This window comes from Streptomyces sp. NBC_00873, from assembly GCF_045207415.1.
Taxonomy (GTDB): Bacteria; Actinomycetota; Actinomycetes; order Streptomycetales; family Streptomycetaceae; genus Streptomyces.
This window is the reverse complement of the sequence record NZ_CP108803.1, coordinates 9044438-9068033: the sequence shown is the minus strand read 5'-3', so window position 1 is coordinate 9068033 and position 23596 is coordinate 9044438. Positions and strand designations below refer to the sequence as shown.

18 protein-coding genes and 2 pseudogenes are annotated in these 23596 nt (G+C 69.9%); 11 read left to right on the top strand and 9 right to left on the bottom strand.

Annotation, left to right across the window (positions count from 1 at the left end):
• Window positions 1–112: 112 nt before the first annotated feature.
• From OH809_RS42190 to OH809_RS42145, 10 genes are all read left to right on the top strand, one after another.
• Window positions 113–526: a hypothetical protein gene (locus OH809_RS42190; RefSeq protein ID WP_406415591.1), complete on the top strand. Its 414-nt coding sequence runs from the start codon at window positions 113–115 to the stop codon at window positions 524–526.
• Window positions 523–708, top strand: coding sequence for a hypothetical protein (locus tag OH809_RS42185; protein ID WP_406415593.1), 186 nt, complete (start codon window positions 523–525; stop codon window positions 706–708). The genes OH809_RS42190 and OH809_RS42185 overlap by 4 nt, the downstream gene beginning before the upstream one ends.
• Window positions 709–2364: 1656 nt before the next feature.
• Complete coding sequence (gene mvk / locus OH809_RS42180; RefSeq protein ID WP_406415595.1) at window positions 2365–3372, top strand: mevalonate kinase; 1008 nt, start codon at window positions 2365–2367, stop codon at window positions 3370–3372.
• The gene (gene mvaD / locus OH809_RS42175) at window positions 3362–4414 is read left to right on the top strand and encodes a diphosphomevalonate decarboxylase (RefSeq protein ID WP_406415597.1); all 1053 of its coding nucleotides are present in this window, start codon (window positions 3362–3364) and stop codon (window positions 4412–4414) included. The genes mvk and mvaD overlap by 11 nt, the downstream gene beginning before the upstream one ends.
• Window positions 4414–5547: a phosphomevalonate kinase gene (locus OH809_RS42170; RefSeq protein WP_406415598.1), complete on the top strand. Its 1134-nt coding sequence runs from the start codon at window positions 4414–4416 to the stop codon at window positions 5545–5547. Before mvaD ends, OH809_RS42170 begins: the two co-directional genes overlap by 1 nt.
• Entirely contained in the window at window positions 5544–6635 is a 1092-nt protein-coding gene (gene fni, locus OH809_RS42165; RefSeq protein ID WP_406415600.1) for a type 2 isopentenyl-diphosphate Delta-isomerase, read from the top strand. Before OH809_RS42170 ends, fni begins: the two co-directional genes overlap by 4 nt.
• The gene (locus OH809_RS42160; protein ID WP_406415602.1) at window positions 6632–7693 is read left to right on the top strand and encodes a hydroxymethylglutaryl-CoA reductase; all 1062 of its coding nucleotides are present in this window, start codon (window positions 6632–6634) and stop codon (window positions 7691–7693) included. The genes fni and OH809_RS42160 overlap by 4 nt, the downstream gene beginning before the upstream one ends.
• Window positions 7694–7697: 4 nt before the next feature.
• Complete coding sequence (locus OH809_RS42155) at window positions 7698–8873, top strand: hydroxymethylglutaryl-CoA synthase (RefSeq protein ID WP_406415603.1); 1176 nt, start codon at window positions 7698–7700, stop codon at window positions 8871–8873.
• A 188-nt stretch (window positions 8874–9061) separates the two neighbouring features.
• The gene (locus tag OH809_RS42150) at window positions 9062–10039 is read left to right on the top strand and encodes a 3-oxoacyl-ACP synthase III family protein (RefSeq protein WP_406415605.1); all 978 of its coding nucleotides are present in this window, start codon (window positions 9062–9064) and stop codon (window positions 10037–10039) included.
• A gap of 183 nt (window positions 10040–10222) precedes the next feature.
• Window positions 10223–10813, top strand: a complete 591-nt coding sequence (locus OH809_RS42145; RefSeq protein WP_406415607.1) for a malonic semialdehyde reductase — start codon at window positions 10223–10225, stop codon at window positions 10811–10813.
• Window positions 10814–10865: 52 nt separating this feature from the next.
• Here OH809_RS42145 and OH809_RS42140 read toward each other — a convergent pair whose 3' ends face one another.
• The 8 genes and pseudogenes from OH809_RS42140 to OH809_RS42105 all read right to left on the bottom strand — a co-directional run bounded on the left by OH809_RS42140 (window position 10866) and on the right by OH809_RS42105 (window position 20546).
• Window positions 10866–11141, bottom strand: a complete 276-nt coding sequence (locus tag OH809_RS42140; RefSeq protein ID WP_406425440.1) for a DUF6059 family protein — start codon at window positions 11139–11141, stop codon at window positions 10866–10868.
• A 149-nt stretch (window positions 11142–11290) separates the two neighbouring features.
• Window positions 11291–11431: a hypothetical protein gene (locus OH809_RS42135; protein ID WP_406415611.1), complete on the bottom strand. Its 141-nt coding sequence runs from the start codon at window positions 11429–11431 to the stop codon at window positions 11291–11293.
• Between the two features lie 244 nt (window positions 11432–11675).
• The gene (locus tag OH809_RS42130; protein WP_406415612.1) at window positions 11676–14633 is read right to left on the bottom strand and encodes a condensation domain-containing protein; all 2958 of its coding nucleotides are present in this window, start codon (window positions 14631–14633) and stop codon (window positions 11676–11678) included.
• A 324-nt stretch (window positions 14634–14957) separates the two neighbouring features.
• A pseudogene (locus tag OH809_RS42125) lies at window positions 14958–16170 on the bottom strand (RNA-guided endonuclease InsQ/TnpB family protein).
• A 177-nt stretch (window positions 16171–16347) separates the two neighbouring features.
• On the bottom strand, window positions 16348–17301 hold the full coding sequence (locus OH809_RS42120) for an aromatase/cyclase (RefSeq protein WP_406415614.1): 954 nt from the start codon (window positions 17299–17301) through the stop codon (window positions 16348–16350).
• A 95-nt stretch (window positions 17302–17396) separates the two neighbouring features.
• Window positions 17397–18149, bottom strand: coding sequence for a thioesterase II family protein (locus OH809_RS42115; protein ID WP_406415615.1), 753 nt, complete (start codon window positions 18147–18149; stop codon window positions 17397–17399).
• Between the two features lie 297 nt (window positions 18150–18446).
• The gene (locus OH809_RS42110) at window positions 18447–19268 is read right to left on the bottom strand and encodes a BTAD domain-containing putative transcriptional regulator (RefSeq protein WP_406415617.1); all 822 of its coding nucleotides are present in this window, start codon (window positions 19266–19268) and stop codon (window positions 18447–18449) included.
• A gap of 609 nt (window positions 19269–19877) precedes the next feature.
• Window positions 19878–20546 (bottom strand): ScbR family autoregulator-binding transcription factor, encoded by a 669-nt coding sequence (locus OH809_RS42105; RefSeq protein ID WP_406415619.1) that lies wholly within the window; start codon window positions 20544–20546, stop codon window positions 19878–19880.
• A gap of 312 nt (window positions 20547–20858) precedes the next feature.
• Here OH809_RS42105 and OH809_RS42100 point away from each other — a divergent pair.
• Window positions 20859–21050, top strand: a pseudogene (locus OH809_RS42100) (IS982 family transposase); the annotation flags it as partial.
• A 186-nt stretch (window positions 21051–21236) separates the two neighbouring features.
• Here OH809_RS42100 and OH809_RS42095 read toward each other — a convergent pair.
• Window positions 21237–23528, bottom strand: coding sequence for a (Fe-S)-binding protein (locus OH809_RS42095; protein WP_406415621.1), 2292 nt, complete (start codon window positions 23526–23528; stop codon window positions 21237–21239).
• Between the last annotated feature and the right edge of the window lie 68 nt (window positions 23529–23596).

Genomic DNA, 23596 nt, shown 5'->3' with positions numbered 1-23596 from the left:
ACTCCCCGGTCTCCACCAGGAGTGCCTGCACCAGGTGTCTCCGACGACCGCCAGGCGAACGAACCCGACAAAGGTTTCGGGAAGCCGTAAGCGGGACTACTTGGATATCTCGGTGCTCGACGCCCGCCACAACATTCTCGCCATTCTCGAATCGTGGTCGGGCATGGTCGTGGAGAAGCTCGGCACCACTGCCCCGCCTCGTACCGTGCCCCACTTGGCGCGGTTTCTCACGCTGCACATGGAGTGGCTTGCCGCCCAGCCCCCGGCGGTCGAATTCGCGGACGAGATCGAGGGTCTCGTCGTGGAACTGCGTCAGACGATCGATCCCGAGCCGAGTGATCTGCAGACGCTCATCAGGAAGTGCGTCGTGGACAACTGCTCCGGGACGATCAGTGTTTCACCGAAGAACAGCGCAAGTGCGGGAAACAGCAGCATAACCTGCTCTTCAGGGCATTCATGGGAGATGCGCGAGTGGCTCGGTCTCAGGAAACTCATGGAGCGGCAGCGAAAGGGCGTCAACGCATGACCAAGCCACCGAGCCACCGGCTCGTCCCCACGAAAGTGGCCGCACTCGCCGTGGGGGTGTCCGAAGCGACCATCCGCAAGTGGGTGAGCCGCGGGAAGGTCACCCGCTACGGCGCGCCTCACTGCCGCTCGGAGTTCGACATCGAGGAACTCACGGAGATCGCCCTGCAGCGTCGGCCCTGACCCGGCGGGCAGGACACACACCGGCGGCGACAGGACCCGGCCCTCTGGCCGCCCGCCGCGGGCAGGGCCCACCGCACCGTGGCACTCGCTCCGGCCGAGCGCCGGAGCCCGAAGTACCCGGAGCGCCCGAACAGCCGGGCCGAGACGGCAAGCCCTCCCCCACACACCCGGCGTACCCGAACTTTGCGAGCGGTCGGAGCCAGCCGCAGGCCAGGCACGGCACATGCCGATCAGGCCGTGGCCCTGACCGTCGCGGCCGCCCTCCTCGTACAGCTCGTGCGAGGCGCCCTTGCCGTCGTCCTCGGCCAGCAGGCCGAGCCCGTCGTCGAAGCGTGCCGGTGGCCCCCCGGCCTTCTCGGTCCGGGCCCGGCCACTGACCGCCGCCCGCGGCCCGGGGGCGTCCCGGGCGTCCGTCCGGGCCCGGCGATGCGGCGTGGGTACCGGCCCTGCGCGCCCGGCCGGGCCGTCTTGACGCGTTCGTCTCGCCAGGCGCCGGCCCAACGGCTGACCGCCGCCGGGTGAGCCGGCCGAGGCCCTGTCCGTGGGCCTCGGCCGGCTCAGCCGTACCCCGGTCGGCTGCGGGCCGCCCGCCCACGCGATGCCGCCCGCAGCGCCGCCGGACCCGCCGAGGAGACCGTCGCCGCACTGAGGCTGCCCCCGGGGCCTCGGCGACGGCCTCGCCCGCCCGGCCTCGAGAACAGACGGCACGGCCAGGACCGCGCGCCCCGGAGCCGGAACCGGTGAAGGCCCGCCCTGGCTGCGGCGAGGCGGCACCGGCCGCGGCAGCCGGGCCGGGCCCGATGGCCTGCGAGCCGCCCCCCCCTGCCGCCCTGGCCGTGGGGCGCCCCCGGGGGCTGTCCGGGCGGCGCGGGGCACCCGGGACGGCCCTTGCCAGGAGGCGGAGCGGGTGCGACCGCCGGTGTGCCGGCCCACGAGCGCGACGACGGGCGGGCTTCCGGCGCCGTCGCACGGCAGGTGAATCGTGCAGGCCGACGGGCCGGAAGCGTCCCAGCGCCCGGCTGCGGGCCCCGTTCTCCCGGACCCCGGCGGGCGCGCCGGGGCGCGGACGGCGGCGGAGCCGGCCGGCACCGGACGGCCGAAGTCGCCTGCCGCGCCGACGTGTTCGCCCGCCCGGCCCGCGGCATCCGCTCGAAGGTGCTGTCCCGTGCGATGCCACGAGCCAGCCCCGCCGACGTGACCCAGGTCACTTCGGCGTGGTGTTGGCGTCGCGTAGCCCCCGTGTCACTATCTACCCACGTCTACCCTGCCCAAAAGTTGCTGCGCGGCAGTGGATCGCGTGTCGTCCCGGCCGGTCTGCGCACGAAGGACCGGATCCCTGCGCGTACGGCACCAGTTTTCCTTCCGCATCCGGTCAACCGCTTGCCCGGGTGTTTTGCGCCGGTGCCCGGCTGGCACGGCATCACATGATGGTCTCGCGCCCCTCGTCGCGGCACCCCTCCGGGCTGTCGCATCAGGGCGGCGCCGCGTGACGGCCCGCTGTCTTTCCCGAAGCGGCCATGTCCGCACAGGCACGCTGCTTGTGCGGACATGGCCGCTTCTGACGTCCTGCTTCATTCCTTGTTTCAGAACTCCGGACGATGCGATCCCCATGACCATGCGATCTCCATGCAGAAAAGACAAAGGGAGCTGAGTGCGTTGACTCTTCCGACCTCAGCGGAGGGGGTATCAGAAAGCCGCCGGGCCTGCTCAGTCGGCATCGGCCGCGCCCATGCCAAGGCCATCCTGCTCGGGGAGCATGCAGTCGTCTACGGCGCTCCGGCGCTCGCGCTGCCGATTCCGCAGCTCACGGTCACGGCCAGCGCCGGGTGGTCTTCCCACGCCTCCGACAGCCAGGGCGACTTGTCCTACACGATGACCGGTACTCCGTCGCGGGCGCTGGTGACGCAGGCCTCCGACGGCCTGCGCCGGCTGATCGCGGAATTCAAGGCGAGAACGGGCGTGACGGGCGGGCCGCACCTCGACGTGCTCCTCGACAGTGCGATCCCGCCCGGCCGGGGGCTCGGCTCCAGCGCGGCAGGTTCGCGTGCGATCGCCTTAGCCCTTGCCGATCTCTTCGGCCGCGAACTGACGGAGAGCACGGTGTTCGACCTGGTGCAGACGACCGAGAACATGGCGCACGGCCGGGCCAGCGGCGTCGACGCCCGGGCCGTCGGCGCGTCCGCCCCGCTGCTGTTCCAGGCCGGCAAGGTCGAGGAACTGAGCATCGGCTGGGACGGCTTGTTCATCATCGCCGACAGCGGCGCCGCGGGCAGCACCAAGGAAGCGGTCGAGCTGCTGCGTGAGGGCTTCAGGTGCCATCCCGGGGCGCAGGAGAGGTTCGTGGGCCGGGCGTCGGACCTGACCCACGCGGCCCGGCAGGCCCTCGCCGACGGCAAGCCGGAGGAACTCGGCTCGCGGCTGACGGACTATCACGATCTGCTGCGCGCGGCTGGCCTGAGCACCAACCGGATCGACGCGCTGGTCGAGGCCGCGCTCTGGGCGGGCGGCCTCGGAGCCAAGATCACCGGGGGTGGCCTGGGCGGCTGCGTGATCGCGCTGACCCGGCCGGAGCGGGCCCGGGAGGTCACCCGGCAGCTGCACGAGGCCGGCGCCGTACAGACGTGGGTCGTATCGCTGAAGGGGCTCGACAACCATGCGCCGTGAACACCCGACCGCCGTGCTGCGACCGCTGCAGCAGGGCACTGCCAGAAGTGCCATCGCCGTCGCGCACCCGAACATCGCGCTGATCAAGTACTGGGGCAAGCGCGATGAGCGCCTCGTCCTTCCCGTCACCGACAGCCTGTCGATGACCCTGGACGTCTTCCCCACAACCACCCGTGTCCGGCTCGATCCCGAGGCCGGGCACGACCGGGCCACGCTCAACGGCGTGCCCGCGACGGGCGAGACACTGCGGCGCATCACCGCGTTCCTGAAGCTGGTGCGCGAGAGGGCCGGGCTCGGCCAGCGGGCCGTCGTCGACAGCCAGAACACCGTCCCCACCGGGGCGGGCCTGGCGTCCTCCGCCAGCGGGTTCGCCGCCCTCGCGGTGGCCGCGGCCGCCGCGTACGGGCTCGATCTCGACGCCACCGCACTGTCCCGCCTGGCCCGGCGCGGGTCCGGGTCGGCGTCGCGGTCAATCTTCGGCGGCTTCGCCCTCTGGCACGCCGGCTCGGACACCGGCACGGCCGCGGACGCGGACATCAGCTCCTACGCCGAGCCGGTGCCCGCGGCGGACATCGACCCCGCGCTGGTCATCGCCGTGGTCAACGCGGGGTCCAAAACCGTCTCCAGCCGGCAGGCCATGCGGCAGACCGTCGACACCTCGCCGCTGTACCGGCCGTGGGCCGCCTCCAGCAAGGACGACCTGGCCGACATACGGGCGGCGCTGCGCCGCGGCGACCTTCAGGCGGTGGGAGAGATCGCGGAGCGCAACGCGCTCGGCATGCACGCGACCATGCTGGCGGCGCGCCCCGCGGTGCGGTACCTGTCGCCGGCCACGGTCACCGTGCTCGACCGTGTGCTACAGCTCAGGCGGGACGGAATGGCCGCCTACGCGACCATGGACGCCGGGCCGAACGTGAAGGTGCTGTGCCACCGCGCGGATGCGGAGCGGGTGGCCGAGGCCGTCCGCGGCGCCGCCCGCAAGGGCACGGTGGTCATCGCCGGGCCGGGGCAAGGCGCCCGCCTGCTCAACGAGGACGGATGATGACGCCGCCGCGCACGGTGGTCCGGCAGGCGCCGGGCAAGTTGTTCGTCGTGGGCGAGTACGCGGTGGTGGAGCCCGGGAACCCGGCGATCCTGGTGGCGGTCGACCGGCAGGTCACCGTCACCGTGTCCGGCCCCGACCCCGATTCCGGCTGCGGCAAGTCCGACGTCGTGCTCTGCTCCGACCTCGCTCCTGAGCCGGTGCGGCTGCGCTGGCACGACGGCCGGCTTGCCGTGTGCGGCACGGACGGCGAGCAGCGTGCGCCCAGCGGAGTGACGTACGTCGCGTCGGCGATCGAGGTCGTGGGCCGGCTGCTGGCCGAACGCGGCCTGCCGGTGCCCGCGCTGAGCCTGTCGGTCGGCAGCCGCCTGCACGAGGACGGCAGGAAGTACGGGCTGGGTTCGAGCGGCGCGGTGACCGTGGCGACGGTTGCGGCCGTGGCGTCCTTCTGCGGGCTGAAGCTGTCGCCCGAGGCCCGTTACCGCCTGGCCCTGCTCGCCACCGCCCAGATCGACGCCAAGGCCTCCGGCGGTGATCTCGCCGCCAGTACCTGGGGCGGTTGGATCGCCTACCGGGCGCCCGACAGGGCCTTCGTGCTCGACCTGGCCCGGCGCCTGGGTGTCGACCGGACGCTTGCCGCGCCCTGGCCGGGTTTCGAGGTGCGCCGGCTGCCGCCCCCCGACGGCCTGTCTTTCGAGGTCGGCTGGACCGGAGAGCCGGCCTCCACCACCTCCCTGGTGTCCGGCCTGCACCGCCGGACCTGGCGGGGCACCGCGTCCCACCAGAGGTTCGTGGAAACCACCACCGACTGTGTGCGCGCCGCGGCCGCCGCCCTGGAGACCGGTGACCGGCAGGACCTGCTGCAGCAGATCCGCCGGGCCCGGCAGGAGCTGGCGCGCCTGGACGACGAGGTCGGCCTCGGCATTTTCACGGCCAAGCTGACGGCACTGTGCGACACCGCCGAGGCCGTCGGCGGCGCGGCCAAGCCCTCCGGGGCAGGTGGCGGCGACTGCGGTATCGCCCTGCTGGACGCCGAGGCGTCGCGGGAGATCTCACACGTACGGCAACGGTGGGAAGCGGCCGGGGTACTGCCCCTGCCGATCCGTCCCGCCCTGGAAGGGAACGAGAAATGATCGCTCAACGCAAGGACGACCACGTCCGGCTCGCTGTCGAGCAGCAGCACGAGCGCAGCGGACGCAATCAGTTCGACGAGGTGTCGTTCGTCCACCACGCCCTGGCCGGCATCGACCGGCCGGACGTGTCCCTGGCCACGACCTTCGCCGACATCACCTGGCAGGTACCGCTCTACATCAACGCGATGACAGGCGGCAGCGTCAAAACCGGCGTCATCAACCGGGACCTGGCCATCGCCGCCCGTGAGACCGGGGTGCCCATCGCGTCGGGATCCATGAGCGCGTACTTCAAGGACCCTTCGTGCGCCGACACGTTCCAGGTATTGCGCCAGGAGAACCCTGACGGGTTCGTCATGGCGAACGTCAACGCGACGGCGTCGGTCGACAAGGCGCGGCGAGCCGTCGACCTGCTGCAGGCCAACGCCCTGCAGATCCACATCAACACGGCGCAGGAAACGGTGATGCCGGAGGGCGACCGGTCGTTCTCGTCCTGGGTCCCCCAGATCGAGAAGATCGCGAAGAACGTCGACGTCCCCGTGATCGTCAAGGAGGTCGGTAACGGGCTGAGCTGTCAGACCGTCCTGACACTGCAGGACCTGGGTGTGCGGGTGGCGGATCTCGGCGGCCGGGGCGGCACGGACTTCACCCGCATCGAGAACGGCCGACGGGAGCTCGCCGACTACGCCTTCCTCCACGGCTGGGGGCAGTCCACCGCCGCCTGCCTCTTGGACGCGCAGGGCGTCGGCATCCCTGTGCTCGCCTCCGGCGGCGTGCGCCACCCGCTCGACGTCGCCCGCTCACTGGCGCTCGGCGCCTCCGGCGTCGGAGCGTCCGGGGGCTTCCTCCGCACCCTGCTCGACGACGGCGTATCGGCGCTCATCACGCAGATCTCGACATGGCTCGACCAGCTCGCGGCGCTGATGACCATGCTCGGCGCGCGTACCCCCGCAGACCTGACGAGCTGCGATCTGCTGATCCATGACGACCTTCGTTCCTTCTGCGCCGACCGAGGCATCGACACACGGCCACTCGCCCAGCGTTCCAGCTCCGTCGACGCCCTCCACGAGAAGACGGGAAACACACGATGACTGACGCGCACGCGATCGCGGGTGTCCCGATGAGGTGGGTGGGGCCCCTGCGCATCTCGGGGAACGTCGCCACCACCGAGACCCAGGTCCCACTCGCCACCTACGAGTCACCGCTGTGGCCGTCGGTGGGCCGTGGGGCGAAGGTCTCCATGCTGGCCGAGCAGGGCATCGTCGCCACTCTCGTCGACGAGCGGATGACGCGGTCGGTGCTCGTCGAGGCGACGGACGCGCAGACCGCGCACATGACCGCGCGGACCATCGACGCGCGGATCGACGAGCTTCGCGGCGTGGTGCGCACCTGCAGCAGGTTCGCCGAGCTGATCGGCATCCGGCACGAGATCACGGCCAACCTGCTGTTCATCCGGTTCGAGTTCTCCACCGGCGACGCGTCCGGGCACAACATGGTCACGCTCGCGTCCGACGCGCTCCTGAAGCACCTGCTGCAGACCATCCCGGGAATCTCCTACGGATCGATCTCGGGGAACTACTGCACGGACAAGAAGGCAACCGCGATCAACGGCATCCTCGGCCGCGGTAAGAACGTGGTCACCGAGCTGCTCGTGCCCCGTGACGTGGTCACCGACGTACTGCACACGTCGGCTGCCAAGATAGTCGAGCTGAACATACGCAAGAACCTGCTCGGGACCCTGCTCGCCGGTGGTATCCGCTCGGCGAACGCCCACTTCGCGAACATGCTGCTCGGGTTCTACCTGGCGACGGGCCAGGACGCGGCCAACATCATCGAAGGGTCGCAGGGCGTCACCATGGCCGAGGACCGGGACGGTGACCTCTATTTCTCCTGCACGCTGCCGAACCTGATCGTGGGCACGGTGGGCAACGGCAAGGGGCTCGGGTTCGTGGAGACGAATCTGGCCCGGCTCGGCTGCCGGACCGACCGTGCACCCGGAGAGAACGCGCGCCGACTCGCCGTCATCGCGGCCGCGACGGTGCTGTGCGGTGAACTCTCGCTCCTCGCGGCACAAACAAATCCCGGTGAACTCATGCGCGCACACGTTCAGTTGGAACGCGACGACAAGACAGTAAAGGTTGGTGCATAAGGGTATGTCCAACGATTCCGCGATCGGAATTCACGATCTGTCATTCGCGACGACCGAGTTCGTCCTGCCGCACACGGTGCTCGCCGAGTACAACGGCACCGAGATCGGCAAGTACCACCTGGGCATCGGCCAGCAGTCGATGAGTGTGCCCGCCGCCGACGAGGACATCGTGACCATGGGCGCCGCCGCCGCGGCGCCCATCATCGCCCGGCACGGGACCAATCGGATACGGACGGTCGTGTTCGCGACGGAGTCGTCGATCGACCAGGCGAAGTCGGCCGGTGTGTACGTGCACTCACTGCTCGGGCTGCCGTCGGCCAGCCGGGTCGTCGAACTGAAGCAAGCATGCTACGGGGCGACGGCGGCCCTGCAGTTCGCCATCGGCCTCGTACGGCGTGACCCCGCTCAGCAGGTCCTCGTGGTCGCGAGCGACGTTTCCAAGTACGAGCTGGACAGCCCGGGTGAGGCGACCCAGGGCGCGGCCGCGGTGGCCATGCTGGTCGGTGCGGACCCCGCCCTGGTGCGTATCGAGGAACCGTCTGGCCTGTTCACCGCCGACGTCATGGACTTCTGGCGGCCGAACTACCGCGAGGCCGCTCTGGTCGACGGGCAGGAGTCCATCTCCGCGTATCTGCAGGCGGTGGAAGGCAGCTGGAAGGACTACGGCGAGCAGGGCGGCCGCTCGCTCGAGGAGTTCGCCGCGTTCTGCTATCACCAGCCGTTCACGAAGATGGCCTACAAGGCCCACCGCCACTTGCTGAACTACTGCGGGCTCGACCCCGACAAGGCCGCGGTCGAGCGCGCCATCGGACAGACCACGGCCTACAACGCCGTGATCGGCAACAGCTACACCGCGTCGGTGTACCTCGGCCTCGCCTCGTTGCTCGACCAGGCGGACGACCTGACCGGCCGGTCCCTGGGTTTCCTCAGCTACGGCTCCGGCAGTGTCGCCGAGTTCTTCGCCGGCACCGTTGTTCCCGGGTACCGGGAGCACCTGCGGACTGCAGCGCACCGAGAGGCGATCGCCCGGCGCACGCCGGTCGGCTACGCCGACTACCGCGAGCTGCACGAACGGTCCTTCCCGGCCGACGGCGGCGACTACCCCACCCCGTCGCAGACCACCGGGCTCTTCCGGCTGGCCGGGCTCAGCGACCACAAGCGCATCTACGAGAAGCGCTAGATGTTCTGTCCACGGAGGTTGGTGACAGCGATCACGGTCGGGTGATCTTGAACGAGTGAGGGCCTTCGGGTCCCGCAGGCATGTGGGCAGCTCCGTTCGGGCTGCCCCACCTACGGGTCAGTCAGGGCCGCGCAGCCGCCGGCCTCTCGCACAGCGATTTTCACACCACTTGAGGGGAGGCCAGCCGCATGAGCGACGTCAGGATCCTCGGTACGGGTGCCTATGTGCCGGACCGGGTCGTCTCCAATAACGAGGCCGGTGCGGCGGCCGGGGTCGACGACGCCTGGATCACCGGCAAGACCGGGATCCGGGAACGGCGCTGGGCCGCCGATCACCAGGCCACCTCCGATCTGGCCACGGCCGCGGCGCATGCCGCACTGGAGTCGGCCGGCATCACCGCCGACCAGCTGTCCGTGATCGTGGTCGCCACCTCCACACCGGACCGGCCCCAGCCGCCCACAGCCGCCTATGTCCAGCAGCGCCTCGGTGCGATCGGCGCGGCGGCATTCGACGTCAACGCGGTCTGTTCCGGGTGGGTGTTCGCGCTCTCGGCGGCCGAGGGCGTGCTCGCGCGGCAGCGCGGCCATGCGCTGGTCATCGGCGCGGACCTGTACTCGCGCATCCTGAACCGGGCCGACCGCAAGACGGTCGTCCTGTTCGGGGACGGTGCCGGCGCGCTGGTCCTGGGGCCGGGCGGCGAGGGCTCGCGCGTCCGGCATGTCGCGCTGCACACGTTCGGCGAACTGTCGCGCCTGATAGAGGTGCCCGCGGGCGGCAGCCGGCTGCCCCTGGACCAGGACGCCCTCGAGGCCGGCCTGCAGTACTTCGCGATGGACGGACAGGGGGTGCGTCGCTTCGTCGCGGACCATCTGCCGCAGCTGGCCAAGCAGTTCCTCCAGGAGGCCGGTGTCGTACCCGACGACATCAGCCACTTCGTCCCGCATCAGGCCAACGGCGTCATGCTCGACGCCGTCTTCGCGGAGTTGGCCCTCCCTCGCGCCACCCTGCATCGGACGCTGACGCACTACGCCAACACGGGAGCCGCCTCGATCCCGATCACCCTGGACGCGGCTGCCCGCACGAGTGCTTTCCGCCCGGGCGACCTGATCCTCCTAGCCGGCTTCGGTGGCGGAATGGCAGCGGGTTTCGCGCTGGTCGAGTGGTAACCAGAGAACTCCTTGTTCCCGCGCTCCCGTAGACCGTTCTGGGGGTCTTAGCGGCCGGCCGCTCGAAGACCGCGGCTCGGCGGAGCACACAGGGCGTGCAGCGCATGAAGCCCGCCGGACGCGGCCCGGCGAGCCAGCGGTTCGTCCGCGCCCACCGCCGCCCCTGCCAGGAAGGCTGCACCCATGTCGCTTGTCCTTGACGCCGCCGCTCAGGACCTCCTGTTCCGCGAGGCCCGTACCGCCAACACGTTCACCGACGAGCCGGTGACCGAGGAGCAGATCCAGGCGATCTACGACCTGGTCAAGTACGGTCCGACGGCGTTCAACCAGTCCCCGCTGCGCATCACCCTGGTCCGCTCCCCCGAGGCCCGCGAACGTCTGGTGCAGCACATGGCCGAGGGCAACCGCCGGAAGACCGCCGCCGCGCCGCTGGTCGCCATCCTCTCCGCGGACAACGAGTTCCACGAGGAACTGCCCAGGCTGCTCCCGCGCTTCCCGCAAGCCAAGGACGTGATCTACGCCCAGCGCCCGGTCCGTGAACGGTCCGCCCTGGTCAACGGCGCCCTGCAGGCCGCGTACTTCATCCTGGGCATCCGCGCCGCCGGCCTGGCCGCGGGCCCGATGACCGGCTTCGACTTCGCCGGCGTCCAGAAGGAGTTCCTGGACGACGACCACATCCCGCTGATGGTCGTCAACATCGGCAAGCCGGGCGGGAACGCCTGGTTCCCGCGCTCCCCGCGCCTGGACATCGACGAGGTCATCACCACCGTCTGATCGCCCGGCCGCAGCCGGTGCGCGGGTGAAGGTGGTCGTGGGCGAGCGGTGGTCAGCCGCCGGGAGCCCGCCGTCCGGTGTCGTCCGTCGGCCACAGCTCACGGGCGAGCAGCCGTTCCGCCTCGGAGAGCGGAAGGTCCTCGCACAGTCGCTCGGGGTGGGCGGGCGGCGGCCCTCCGGGCCCCGGCATCTGCGACCCTCCTCGGGCGTACCGCGCGAAGGGACCCTCGGCGTGCGGGGCCGACGAGGACGCCGACAGCTCGTGTAAGACCGTGGGGCCTCTGTAAATGGACCCGAAGACCACCAGGGATCGCCACAGCGGGCGCATGCAGTAGTCCGCCAGCACCTGCCGACCACCACGCAACAACCGTTTCATGAGCGCCCCTCTGCACCTTCGCTCGCGGCTTCCTCCAGAGGCTGCCAAGGTCCACTCGCGGACCGGTCGAGGACGCCCATGCTGCGGCTGCCCTGCGGACGTCAGTCGATGCCGCGCACGACGTGGGGCTCCCAGGTGTCGTCCTCGTCGATTCCGGCAAGCCGGAGCGGCGGGATGTGGTGCGGGGAAAGATCCGGTGTCTCCTCGGACATCCTGCTGTCCTCTTCTTCGGTGTCGTACATCTGATCCTCCTGCTCGGTCGGCTCAGTAGGGACAGTGGCTGGGCCGGGCGAAGGCGGGCGGCTGGCTGTGGCCGGCGACCGGGCGGGGTGACCCGTGCCACAGCCACCATGCAGAACTCCGGATGAGGGACGCTTGAAGAACAATGGGAAAGGCATAGAGGGCCGCTGCCGGGTCGTGCCCCCCGGCCCGTCCTTCCGGCCGTCGGCTTGCGGCCGTCGGCTTCAGGTGGCCGGTCCGTCGGCTTCAGGTGGCCGGTCCGGTGGCGGCCTGGAGAGCCCCGGCCAGATTGCGGGCCCGCTCCCACTCGTCCGCAGCCGCACCGGCGATCACCACCCGTGGCGGGCGGCCGCCGTCCGCCACGATGCGTCGGGCGATGTCGCAGGCGAGGGCGCCGGCACCGGAGAATCCGGCGAGCAGCAGGGACCGGCCGGTGCCGAGCGCTGCGAGGACGGGCTCCGCGCCGTCGGCGTCGGGGCCGGTGGTGAGCACCAGCAGTTCCTGGGGGCCCGGATAGGTGCGGGCCAGCAGGTCGTAGCAGGTCTCGGGCGCGCCCGGCGCCGGGATCAGACAGATCGTGCCCGCCTGGTCCTGGCGCGCCGCGCGCAAGGTGACCAGCGGGGTGTCCCTGCCGGCCCCGGGGGCTTCGGCCATGCGTGGTACGGCACTGCCCTCCAGGAGTTTCAAGGCCTCCCCGACGGTGGTGGACTCGCCCGCCGACAAGGGGAGCGCACGCAGCAACATGGCGCTCTGCGCCAGCAGTTCAGCGGCCGCGTCCTCGTCGAGCAGGGCCCGGTCGTGCACCCCCGTGAGGACCAAGCCGCCCGCGCTGTCGTGGTGGGCGAGCAGCCCGATGGGGAGCACAGAGCGGGCCGGCAGGGTGCCTGGGAACTCGGCGTGGATGCCGTGGGCGGCGAGTTCGGCCTCCAGGCCTTCCCACGGATGCGGCGGATCCTCGAAGACGATGACCGTGTTGGCGACCGCACCGCTGCGGCCCCAGGCGCGGATCCAGGCGCGGATCCAGTCGGCGGGCACCCATTCGTAGGCGGCCATGTCCAGGGTGCGGTCGCGCAGTTGCCGCAGCAGGCGCGGCACGGTGCCCGCCGGATCGACCTCGACGGACATCGGCAGTGGATTGCGCAGCGGCCCCGCCATCCGGGCCGCGCCGTCGAGCGGTATGCCACGCCCCGACACGGTCACCGCGAAACAGACCGGGGCCGGTCCGGTGGCGCCGGAGGCCCTGTAGATCAGCATGGCCCAGACGGCCTGCAGCACGCTGCTCTCGGCGGTGCCCCAGGTGCCCGCCCAGCGCGCGAGGCGGGTGGTCTCAACGGGGTCCAGGCGCAGCCGGGCACGGCCGATGCCGGTCAGGCCGGTGGTCCCGGCGGACCGGCCCGGTCTGGACGCCGCACCGTCGGGCGGCGCGATGCGCGCCCAGAACCCCCAGGCGGGCTCCAGGTCCTGGGCGGCGACCCAGGCCGTGTAGTCGCGCAGGTCGGGGCGGCGCTCACCGCCGGGCAGGGTGCCGCCTGCGAGATAGGCGCGGTAGAACTCGCGCAGCAGGAGGTGCGCGCTCCAGGTGTCGAGCAGGGCCCGGTGGTAGGTGACCAGGATCCGGGTGGGTGCGACGGTGCCGGCGGGCTGGGTCTGCTCCGGCTCCAGCAGCGTGAAGCGCAGCGCTCCGGGGCGGCACAGGTCGAAGCCACGCAGCCGGTCGCGCTCCAGGAGGGCGAACCAGTCGCCGTCGTGGAAGGACCGGCGGGTGATCTCGGGCGCGACCCGGTCGTGCACCACGAGCAGCGGTTCGGGACCAGGAGTGAACGCGGTGCGCAGCACCGTCTCGCAGTTGAAGACCGACTGCCAGGAGGCGGTGAAGCGTCCGGCGTCGAGCGGGCCGCGCCAGACCCATACGAGCTGCTCGACATGACGTCCGGTGCCGGGTTGCGCATCGCCGCCCGTGTAGAGCGCCGACTGCTGGGGGGTGGCCCGGAAGGCAGGCGGGATCGGGGCGGCGGGCGCGGCGTCGGCCAGCTCCCCCAGCAGCTCCCGCAGTAGGTGCTGAAGGGCGTCCACGGAGGTGTCGGTGATGCCTTCCGCGTGGTCGCTCACCCAGTCGAGACCGATGTGCAGCCTGCCGTCGACGATCTGGGCCCGCACCTCGACGCGGTACACGGGCCGACTCGGTGCGCCGCCGTGCACGGGCCGGGCGGAGCCGGGCAGCGGCTGGCCGGGGTCGTCCAGGGTCAAGCAGGCCTGGGCGGGCATCAGTTCGCGCAGGGCACGACGCAGCGAAGGATCGGGGCTCCACTCGCGGCAGGCCCCGAAGCCCGCGCCGCCCCCGGCGCGGCCGGGGCAAGCGGCCAAGAGGCCTGCCAGAGCGGTTAGTTGAGTGAGGGAATTGAGGCCGGGGTCCAGTGTGAGGTGGACCGGGTACGGGTCGGTGAGCCGGCCCGCCTGGCGTCGCAGGCTCTGGCGGCCGGTCCTGGGGTCGCTGCGTACGTCGAAGCCGACCTCGTCGGATCCCTGCCAGCGGGCGAGGGCCAGGGCGAACACACCGGTCAGCACCTGCCCGGTGGTCAGCGCGAGCCACCGGGCCAGGCCGTGGGTGATCCGCTCGGTCAGGCCCTCGTCCAGGGTGAAGCCGGTGTGCCGGACCTCGCGCGGCCCGGGGCTCGGCGCCTGTGCCGGGGCGGCATCGGGCCCATCGCCCGGCTTTGTCACCCGGGCGGGCTGGTGGAAGCGTGCCACCCGGGACCTGCGCTCGGCGACAAGGCTCCAGTGCTGGGCCTCGGCGGAGTCACGGGCCAGCTCCCGCAGTTCGGCGACCCAGCAGGCCAGACGGTCCGGTACGGGCTGCGGCCGCGCCGGAGTCTCGTCGGCGGCCGCGCGCTGGGCGGAGGGCAGCGGGCGGTCGACAGGCGGCGGCTGGGTGAGCCGATCGGCGATGCGGCCCGAGACGAAGGCGGCGGGCGCTCCCTGCGGCATGGAGAACCGCAGCGTGTGGTGATCGGGGCCGTGCCGTAACAACCAGTGCTGCCAGGCGGGCCGGCCCGGGGCACCGGCGGTCAGCTGGCCCAGGAGGTGTTCCAGTGCGACAGCGTCGAGCGGCCCGCGCAGTTCGAGGTCCCACGGCGCTGCGTACGGAGGGGACCCTGGGTCGACGACCACGGAGATCGGCGCATGCGGGAAGCGGTGAAAGGTCATGGTGTCCGGGGTGTACGGTCCGCTGCGGCGGGGGCCGGGTACCCTCTCTCTCCTTTCTACGGGCACTGGACGAGCGTGCGGGGCCCTTGAACGGCTCCGGCGCCGGCCCAGGGGCGGCCGCCGGGGCCGGAAGTCGCGCGCAGGCCCGGTGAGGCCGGGGCGGAAGGAGCGGATGCGACACGGGCAGCGGAGGGCGGGGCGTACGCCGGCCAGGCCGGGCCGTACTGGCTCTCGCCCATGTCGGCCTCCTGGCCTGCCTGCGTCCACGGCGGTCGGGATGAGACGCTAGTGACTCCTCCCCGCCCTGAAGAGCGGGGCTTCTCGCTATGCCGGTTGGGCTTCGCGACGGACCAGCCCGGCCCGTAGGACGTTGAGAGCCCCGACTGTGTCGGCGTGTGCGCTGTGGCCGCATGCGACGCAGTGGAACTTCTCCTGTGTGGGCCGGTTCTCCTTCGCGGTGTGCCCGCATTCGGGGCACGTACGGGAGGTGTTGCGGGGGTCCACGGCGACCACTTCCCGCCCGGCGCTTTCAGCCTTTGCGTGCAGGATCGTCAGGAACACCCCCCAACCGGCATCGTTGATCGAGCGGTTCAGCCCGGCCTTCGCGGCGGCACCGTTGGGCAGGAAGGTGCCCGGCTGGTCGGGGTCCGGCCTGGAGGCGGGCCCTGCTCATGTTGCGGATCTTGAGATCTTCGTGCGCGATGACGTCGTGCGCGCGGACCAGGCCGAGGGCGGTCTTGTGCGCGTGATCCAGGCGCTGACGGCGCACCTTGCCATGCAGTTTGGCGACCTGCTCCACGGCCCGCCGGTGGTTGGCGGTGCGGTCCTTCGCCTTGCGGCGCGGGAACCGGGACAGCGCCTGCTGGGCGGCTTCGAGCCTCGCGGCAGCGCGGCGTCCGTGCCTGGGGTTCTCCACGAACCCGCCGCCCGAGTCGGCGAGGAAGCTGGCGATGCCCAGATCGATGCCGGCCACGCTGCCCGTTGCCGGCAGTGGCTCGGGCCGCTCCTGCTCAGCGGTCAGTACGACGAACCATTTGTGGCCCTCGCGCTTGACGCTGACCGTCTTGACCTTGCCCACTACGGGCCGGTGCTGGTTGACCTTGACATGTCCGACACCCTGCAAGCGCACGCGCGTGACAGGGTCGTGCGGGGTGGAATCCCAGCGGCAGCCGTCCCCGTCCTTCGGAAACTCCACCGTGTCGAACCAGTTCACCCCACGAAAACGCGGGTATCCAGGCGTCTCCCCAGCCTTGATCCGCCGGAAGAACGCCGCAAACGCCCTGTCCAACCGGCGCAAGGTCGCCTGCTGCGAGGAGAACGACCAACGCCCCTGACGCTCCGGGTCGAACGCCCGAATATCCTTCAACTGCGCCGACTGCATCCCGTACTTGATGCTCGTCTTCGATACATGACGGTAGGCATCACGCCGTTCCTCCAATGCCCCGTTGTAGAGCGAGCAGTGATCTCGCAGCATCTCACCGAGCGCCTGGCCCTGCCGGACGGTGGGCCGCATGAGGAACTTGTACGCACGAATCACCCAGCCACCCCCCTTCGGTCAGTCCGATCAACATAGCTGGCGCCACTGACAACGCAGAGCACTCCAACGCTCCGCGCCTCCGGTCCAAGGATCGCATTCCCGCCCGGCCTGAAGGCCGGGATTCCCTGCGAAGATCAGGGATGGCCGTTCACCGCGTCGGTGACGGATGCGGAACCGTCACAGCATGGGGACGGCGCTCTCCGCGTGCTGCTTGGCCAGGGTGAGCAGGGCCAGGCAGTTCCGGCCCAGCGTGGCACGCACATGGCGGCGGGCGTGTGCGAGGTCCGCGCCCTCGCCCAGCACCGCGGTGATGTTCTCCTCGCGCAGCACGACGCTCTGCTTCGCCGTGACGGTCACCCCCGTCTCGTCCGGGACGACGGACCATTCACCAGTGTGTGCCGCCAGCAGCGCAGGGGTCGCAGTCTGCTTGTAGATGATGCGGCCCGCGTGCGGGAAGCAGATCCGCACCGATTCGGTGGTGTGCGAGCCGTACTCGGTCAGCGTCTCCATGGTCATACGCTGCACTCCGGGTGCGTCCTCGGTGAGGCCAACCCGGGTGACGTGCGGCACCAGCTCTGGCCAGTCCCCGGCCCGGTACAGGAAGTCGTAGACCAGCTCGGCCGGGCCGTTGATGCGCATCGAGTCGTCGAAGGACAGCACCAGTTCGTCCAGGCGTGTCCACCGCTCGGCGAAACTCTTCAGGTCGGCGAGCTGAGTACGGCTGTTCAAGCCAGCGACCCGCTCCACCCACGCCGCGTCGTCGGGCAGGTCGTCGATGACCGTGAAGCCGTACAGCAGTTCCAGCTCGGTGTCGTACGGGCCCTTGCCGCGTAGGCTCAGGACGCCGCCTATCGAGTCCAGCGGGGCCGCGGGCAGTTCCTGCCGAAACTCGATGCGGCGCTCCACCAGGTCCAAGTGTCGCCACGAGGTCCACGATTTCAGCTGCCCGTCCATGAGGGACCACATCCGCAGGCGCTCCCGCTCGCCGTCGAACTCCAGGCGCTCCACATGGACGTTCGGGGAAAAATAGAGCGGCAGCTTCGCCGCATCGGCAAGCACTGCGTAGACCACACCGGCGGGCGCGGCCACGTGTACGTGGTGCGTCGCCCTGTCGACACGCTCAGCAGACATCTGAACACCTCTCCCATCACATCGCGCGGGCCGGGACGCGAACAGAGTCCGGATGGCCGAATGAGAACCCGGATCGGGTGGCCGGAGCACGGGGATCAGCTGACGGGCGCCGGCTCCTGGAGGAGTCGGCGGGTGACGCGGCAGACCCGACCCAGGAGCCGGGGCAGTTCACGGCCGCCGCGGACGAAGAAGTGGCGCCCCGGGACGGTGCGCAACCAGGTGGGCCCCTCGGTCCACTGGCGCCAGCCGTCGGCTGTCGAGGGCGGGGCCAGCGGGTTGTCCTGCGAGGCGACGACGAGCACCGGGGTGGTGGGCGGACCAGCCAGGGAGGGCATGCGGGCCGCCTCGTGCAAGGCCTGGGCCAGTTCCAGGTCGGCGCGGAGCAACGGCAGCATGGCCCGGAGAAAGATCCCTTCGTCGCTGCTGGGCGGCACGGCGCCCCTGCCGCTCAGGAGATGCAGCAGTTCGTCGTCCGTTGCCCGGCGGGCATCCGGCAGCTCGGGGGGCATGCGCGGCGGCGAGCAGGAGCCGACGGCGAGGAGCGCCGGGCCCGGCAGGCCCGCCTCGTGCAGGGCGCGCGTCACGGTGAGCGCGATCATCGCACCAAGACCATGCCCGTACAGGACGAACGGGCCGGGGTGCGGGTCGGTGAACAGGGGCAGCACATCGGTGAGCAGCGCCTCATGTGTGGTCACCCGGGGTTCGGTTCGGCGCTGTTTGCAGCCCGGCATGAGGACCGGGACCGGCTCCACACCGGGTCCGACGCTCGCCGCCCAGTCGTCGAAGACAAAGACGCCCTCAGCGGAGTGTGCGAAACAATACAGTCGCACTGGCTGTTCGTCCGACATGGCATCCTCCTCTGCGTCCGCCCCAGGTGCCACGGGGCGGGGTTCGAGAATCGCCGCACAGCCTCGAATTGCACTCGAGACCGAGCCGAGCCCGCGGCTCAGGACGCGAACCGCTGCTGGAGTATTAGCCTCGCCGTTTCGGTTGAGGCGGGTCCAGCTGGTGGCCCGGGTCGGGTCGCGTCCCAAGGTCCATGTCAGCGCTGACGGGTCGGAAGTGGTGGGGCACCTGAAATCGACCGGACCACCACCAAGCCAACCGCGAACTACACCTCACCGGCCGCAACCGAAACGCCGAGGTCAGGCGGCGTACCGGTTGAAGGTGGAGCCGCGCCGCGCACCGGCCACCACGTCGAGTTCCGGATCGACCGCGAGCATGGCCTGGTGCAGGCGCTGCAGCTGTGGCGAGGGTTCCACGCCGAGCTCCTCTATCAGTCCCTCCCGCAGCCTCCGGTACACGTCCAGGGCAGAAGCCTGCCGCCCCGACCGGTACATGGCCACCATCGCCTGCGCGTACAGGCCCTCGTTCTGGGGGTGGCGGGCGATCAGGTCGGTGAGTTCGGCTATCAGTTCCGCGTGCCGGCCGAGCCGCAGATCCGCGTCGATCCGCCGCTCTATGGTCACCAGCCGGGACTCCTCCAGCCGCGTGACTTCGATCTCCAGGACCGAACCGAGTCGTACGTCCACCAGTGCAGGCCCCTGCCACAGGGCGAGAGCCTGTCTAAAGCAGCGGGCAGCCCGTTCGTCCTCGCCCTCCTCGAAGGCCTCCTGGCCTTCGGCGACCAGGCACTCATAGGTGTGCATGTCCACGGACTCCGGCGGGATCTGGAGCACATAGCCGCCGTGCCGAGTGGCCAGTACGTCCTTCGCCGCACCCGGCGCGTCGGGCCCCATCGCGGTGCCGAGGCAGCGGCGCAGCTGCATGATGTACGTCTGCAGCGTGGTCATCGCGCTCTGCGGTAACTCCGTCCCCCAGATCTCCTCCATCAGCGTCGACACAGGCACGACGCGGCGCGGATACAACGCAAGCAGGGCGAGAACCTGTCGGGGCTTCCTGGCAGTCGGGACGATCGAGTCCCCGTTCACGGCGGCACACAGCGGACCCAAAACCTGAATCTCCATGGTTCCCTCCGTTCGTCGTCCTGCACTCCAGATCGCGGAAAGTCGTCGGCGAACCCGCACGCTAGCCGTACCCACACCGGAGGCATCGGTTCCTTCAGTGACATTTGAGCAATCCTCAAAGAACAGACAGGGAAGGCGTGCTTTGAGAAACGCAGAAGGAAGTCCTGAGAACTCGGCCGGAAAGAAAACGCGGACGACTCGAAAATCTTTCTCCTCACACTCGGCCGCCGCATGCGGGTGCGCTGCGTACCCCCCTCGCATGCGGCCTCCCCGTTCATGCCCTGGGTTCTTCGCGCGAGCCCTCTGCTCAGACGCTCCGCACCAGGCGCTCGCGGCCGTCGTCCGCCGTCCGGCCGAACGCGGCTTCGGGGCCGGCCGTGAGGATCAGGCGTTGGTCGAGGAGATAGCCGCCGGGCATGGTAACCAGGACGTCCTTGGCCGTCCGCCGCGTCCCGCCCCGGTCGGCCCTGCTCCAAGGCGGCGGCGATGAGCTCAACCCTCCTTTGGTGCAGCGAAGTTCAAGGGAATCGAGGGTTGTCCTGTGCGACACCCCGAGAGCCGAAGAGGGGACGATGCCGCAGAACACGCAGTAAACAGACCGAGTGCCTGCTACCGCTCGGGGGCTGTCAGCTGTGACTGCGCCCGTGCGGGTACGGCAGTCGGCGGCCGCGAGCCGGAGCACACCAGTGTGTTCAGGGCCCGCTGGTCGGTAAGCCGCGGCAGCAGCAACTCCCAGAACCGCGTGAGGTTCTGCCGGGACAGCCAGGAAGCATCCCTGCCGCCGAGCACTTCCAGGCCCGTGGTCGCGGCGACGATGACACGGGCGGCGTCGACCCAGGACACCCCATCCGCGAGGCCACCGCTGCGCTCGGCGCGGCGGAGGCTGTCCTCGACCCAGCGCTGCCACTCCTTCCGCAGCGGGGATTTCGCACGGCGCGCGATGTCACCGGCGAGTTCGAAGCCGCCGCGGACCACCACGTCCTGGGCCAGGGTGCCCATCAGCTCGTGCGTGGCGTCCACCACCGACTGCAAGGAGTCGCCCTGCCGGGCCCGCGCCCCCTCGGTGAGCCGACGAACGGTCTCGGTGGCCTCTGCCTCGACCGCTTCGGCGAGCATGCTCTTGTTGGCGAAGTGGAAGTACAGCGCCCCGTTGCTGACACCGGCTCGTTTACTGATGGCGCCCAACGACGCATGGACGAAGCCCACCTCGGCAAACACCTCGGCCGCGGCCTGGATCAGCGAACGCCGCGTGCGTGCCGCTCGCTCCTGTTTGACCATGTGCTGCCTCCTGGGCAACGGGACGTCGAAAGCCGGAAAAGACGCAGACATCTCATGCCCCTTGCAACGCACCTAGCGTGGGGGGGGTGCCGTGCTCGCGGAATCCGCAGGCCGGCGCGGGCATGGCCGTGCAGGAGCCACACGCACATTAACAAACCGCGTGGGTGGTTTTATATATGGAGGAACGAAAAACATGACTGGTCATTACCGTTCGCCCTGCCCTCGCGGGTTGTCTCCCACGGTGCGGCGCCTAGATGATCAATTCCAAGGGGTGCCTGCGGACGCAAGAACGAGGGTGTCCAAGATCGTTTTGTGACGAACAACCTAGACACCCTAGCGACAGCACTCTATGCGACGACCGACGACCTGCTGAAAGAGCGTCCGGACCTGGCGCCGTGCCGGCCGGCCGTGGGGATCGCGCCGCAGCTCACCGACGCCGAATTGGTCACCCTGGCGATGATGCGGGCGATGCTCGCCATGCGCCCGGCGACCAGCGACCAGCGACCAGCGACCAGCGAGAACAGCGTCACGGTGACCGCGGGCAGGGCGGCCGCGCGGGTCCGGGCTTCGCGCCGCTCCAGCGGCGCGGCAAGGGTGGGCTCAGCAGCCCGCACTCCAGGGGCGGAGAACCGACTGGGGGCCGCCACCGCGCGGCCCCCCAGTAGCCTTCACATCACGTTCTTTACGGCGTTACGTCGCGGGTTCGGGCTCCGGCTCGCTATCCACCTCCGACGCGCCCGCCGGGGGCTCGTCGTCGACCGGGGTCTTCACGGACTCCAGCAGGAGCTGGGCGACGTCCACGACCTGGACGGACTCCTTGGCCTGGCCCTCGTTCTTCTTGCCGTTGACCGAGTCGGTCAGCATCACGAGGCAGAACGGGCAGGCGGTGGAGACGATGTCCGGGTTGAGGGAGAGGGCTTCGTCGACGCGCTCGTTGTTGATGCGCTTGCCGATCCGCTCCTCCATCCACATCCGGGCACCACCGGCGCCGCAGCAGAAGCCGCGCTCCTTGTGGCGGTGCATCTCCTCGTTCCGCAGACCCGGCACCTTCGCGATGATCTCGCGCGGGGGCGTGTAGATCTTGTTGTGACGGCCCAGGTAGCAGGGGTCGTGGTACGTGATGATGCCCTCGACCGGGGTGACCGGGATCAGCTTGCCCTCGTCCACCAGGTGCTGGAGCAGCTGCGTGTGGTGGATGACCTCGTAGTCGCCGCCGAGCTGCGGGTACTCGTTGCCGAGCGTGTTGAGGCAGTGCGGGCAGGTCGCGACGATCTTCTTCGCGGACTTCGGCTTCTTCGACTCGGACGTGACCTTGCCGTCGTCATCCATCTCCTCGCCGAACGCCATGTTCAGGGCCATGACGTTCTCCATGCCGAGCTCCTGGAACAGGGGCTCGTTGCCAAGACGGCGGGCGGAGTCACCGGTGCACTTCTCGTCGCCGCCCATGATCGCGAACTTGACGCCCGCGATGTGCAGCAGCTCGGCGAAGGCCTTGGTGGTCTTCTTGGCACGGTCCTCCAGGGCGCCGGCGCAGCCGACCCAGTACAGGTACTCGACCTCGGAGAGGTCCTCGATGTCCTTGCCGACGACCGGGACCTCGAACTCGACCTCCTTGAGCCACTCGAGGCGCTGCTTCTTGGCCAGGCCCCAGGGGTTGCCCTTCTTCTCCAGGTTCTTGAGCATCGTGCCCGCCTCGGACGGGAACGCGGACTCGATCATCACCTGGTAGCGGCGCATGTCGACGATGTGGTCGATGTGCTCGATGTCGACCGGGCACTGCTCCACGCACGCACCGCAGGTGGTGCAGGACCAGAGCACGTCCGGGTCGATGACGCCGTTCTCCTCGAGACTGCCGATCAGCGGGCGCCCGGCCTCGGCGAGGGCGGCGGCGGGAACGTCCTTCAGCTGCTCCTCGGACGCCTTCTCCTCGCCCTCCATGGTCTTGCCGCCGCCGACGAGCAGGTAGGGCGCCTTGGCGTGCGCGTGGTCGCGCAGCGACATGATCAACAGCTTCGGGGAGAGCGGCTTGCCCGTGTTCCAGGCCGGGCACTGCGACTGGCAGCGACCGCACTCGGTGCACGTGGAGAAGTCGAGCAGGCCCTTCCAGGAGAACTGCTCGACCTGGGAGACACCGAAGACGTCGTCCTCGCCCGGGTCGGTGAAGTCGATCGGCTTGCCGCCCGAGGTCATCGGCTGGAGGCCGCCGAGGGCCGTCTCACCGGTCGCGTTGCGCTTGAACCAGATGTTCGGGAAGGCCAGGAAGCGGTGCCAGGCCACACCCATGTTGGTGTTCAGCGAGACCACGATCATCCAGATGAACGAGGTCGCGATCTTCAGGCCAGCGAAGAAGTAGACGAGGTGCTGCAGGGTAGACAGGCTCATCCCCTGGAACCAGGCGACCAACGGGTAGGAGATGAAGTACGAGGCCTCGTAGTGGTCGACGTGGTGCAGGGCGCCCTCCAGGGCGTGCAGCACCACGATGCAGGTGCCCACGATGAGGATGACGGTCTCGATGAAGTACGCCTGGCCCGTCTTGGAACCGGCGAACCGCGACTTGCGGCCCGGGGTCGAGGTCCGGCTCAACTGGCGGATGGCGATCAGGGTCAGGATGCTGAGCGCCGTCATTGTGCCGAGGAACTCGACCAAGACGTTGTAGGGCGTGAAGTGGCCGAGGACCGGCAGCACCCAGTCGGCATTGAAAAGCTGGCCTGTGGCGTTGACGAGGGTCAGGAGCAGCGAGTAGAAGCCCACTGCCACAAACCAGTGCGCCACTCCGATGAGACCCCAGCGATTCATCCGGGTGTGGACGACGAACTCCCTGACCAGCGTCACACTGCGCTGGTAGGGGTTGTTGGTCCGGAAGCCCTTGGGGACGGGCTGGCCAAGCCGTACGAAGTGATAGATCTGCAAGGTGGCTCGGTAGAACAGCGCGAAGCCGACCACGATCAGGGCCAGCGACACGATGATCGCGACGAGTTGCATGAGTGGGCTCCTCGAACCGACGAAAGTCAGTTACCAAGTGGTAACTTGACCATTTCGTCTGAGGCTAC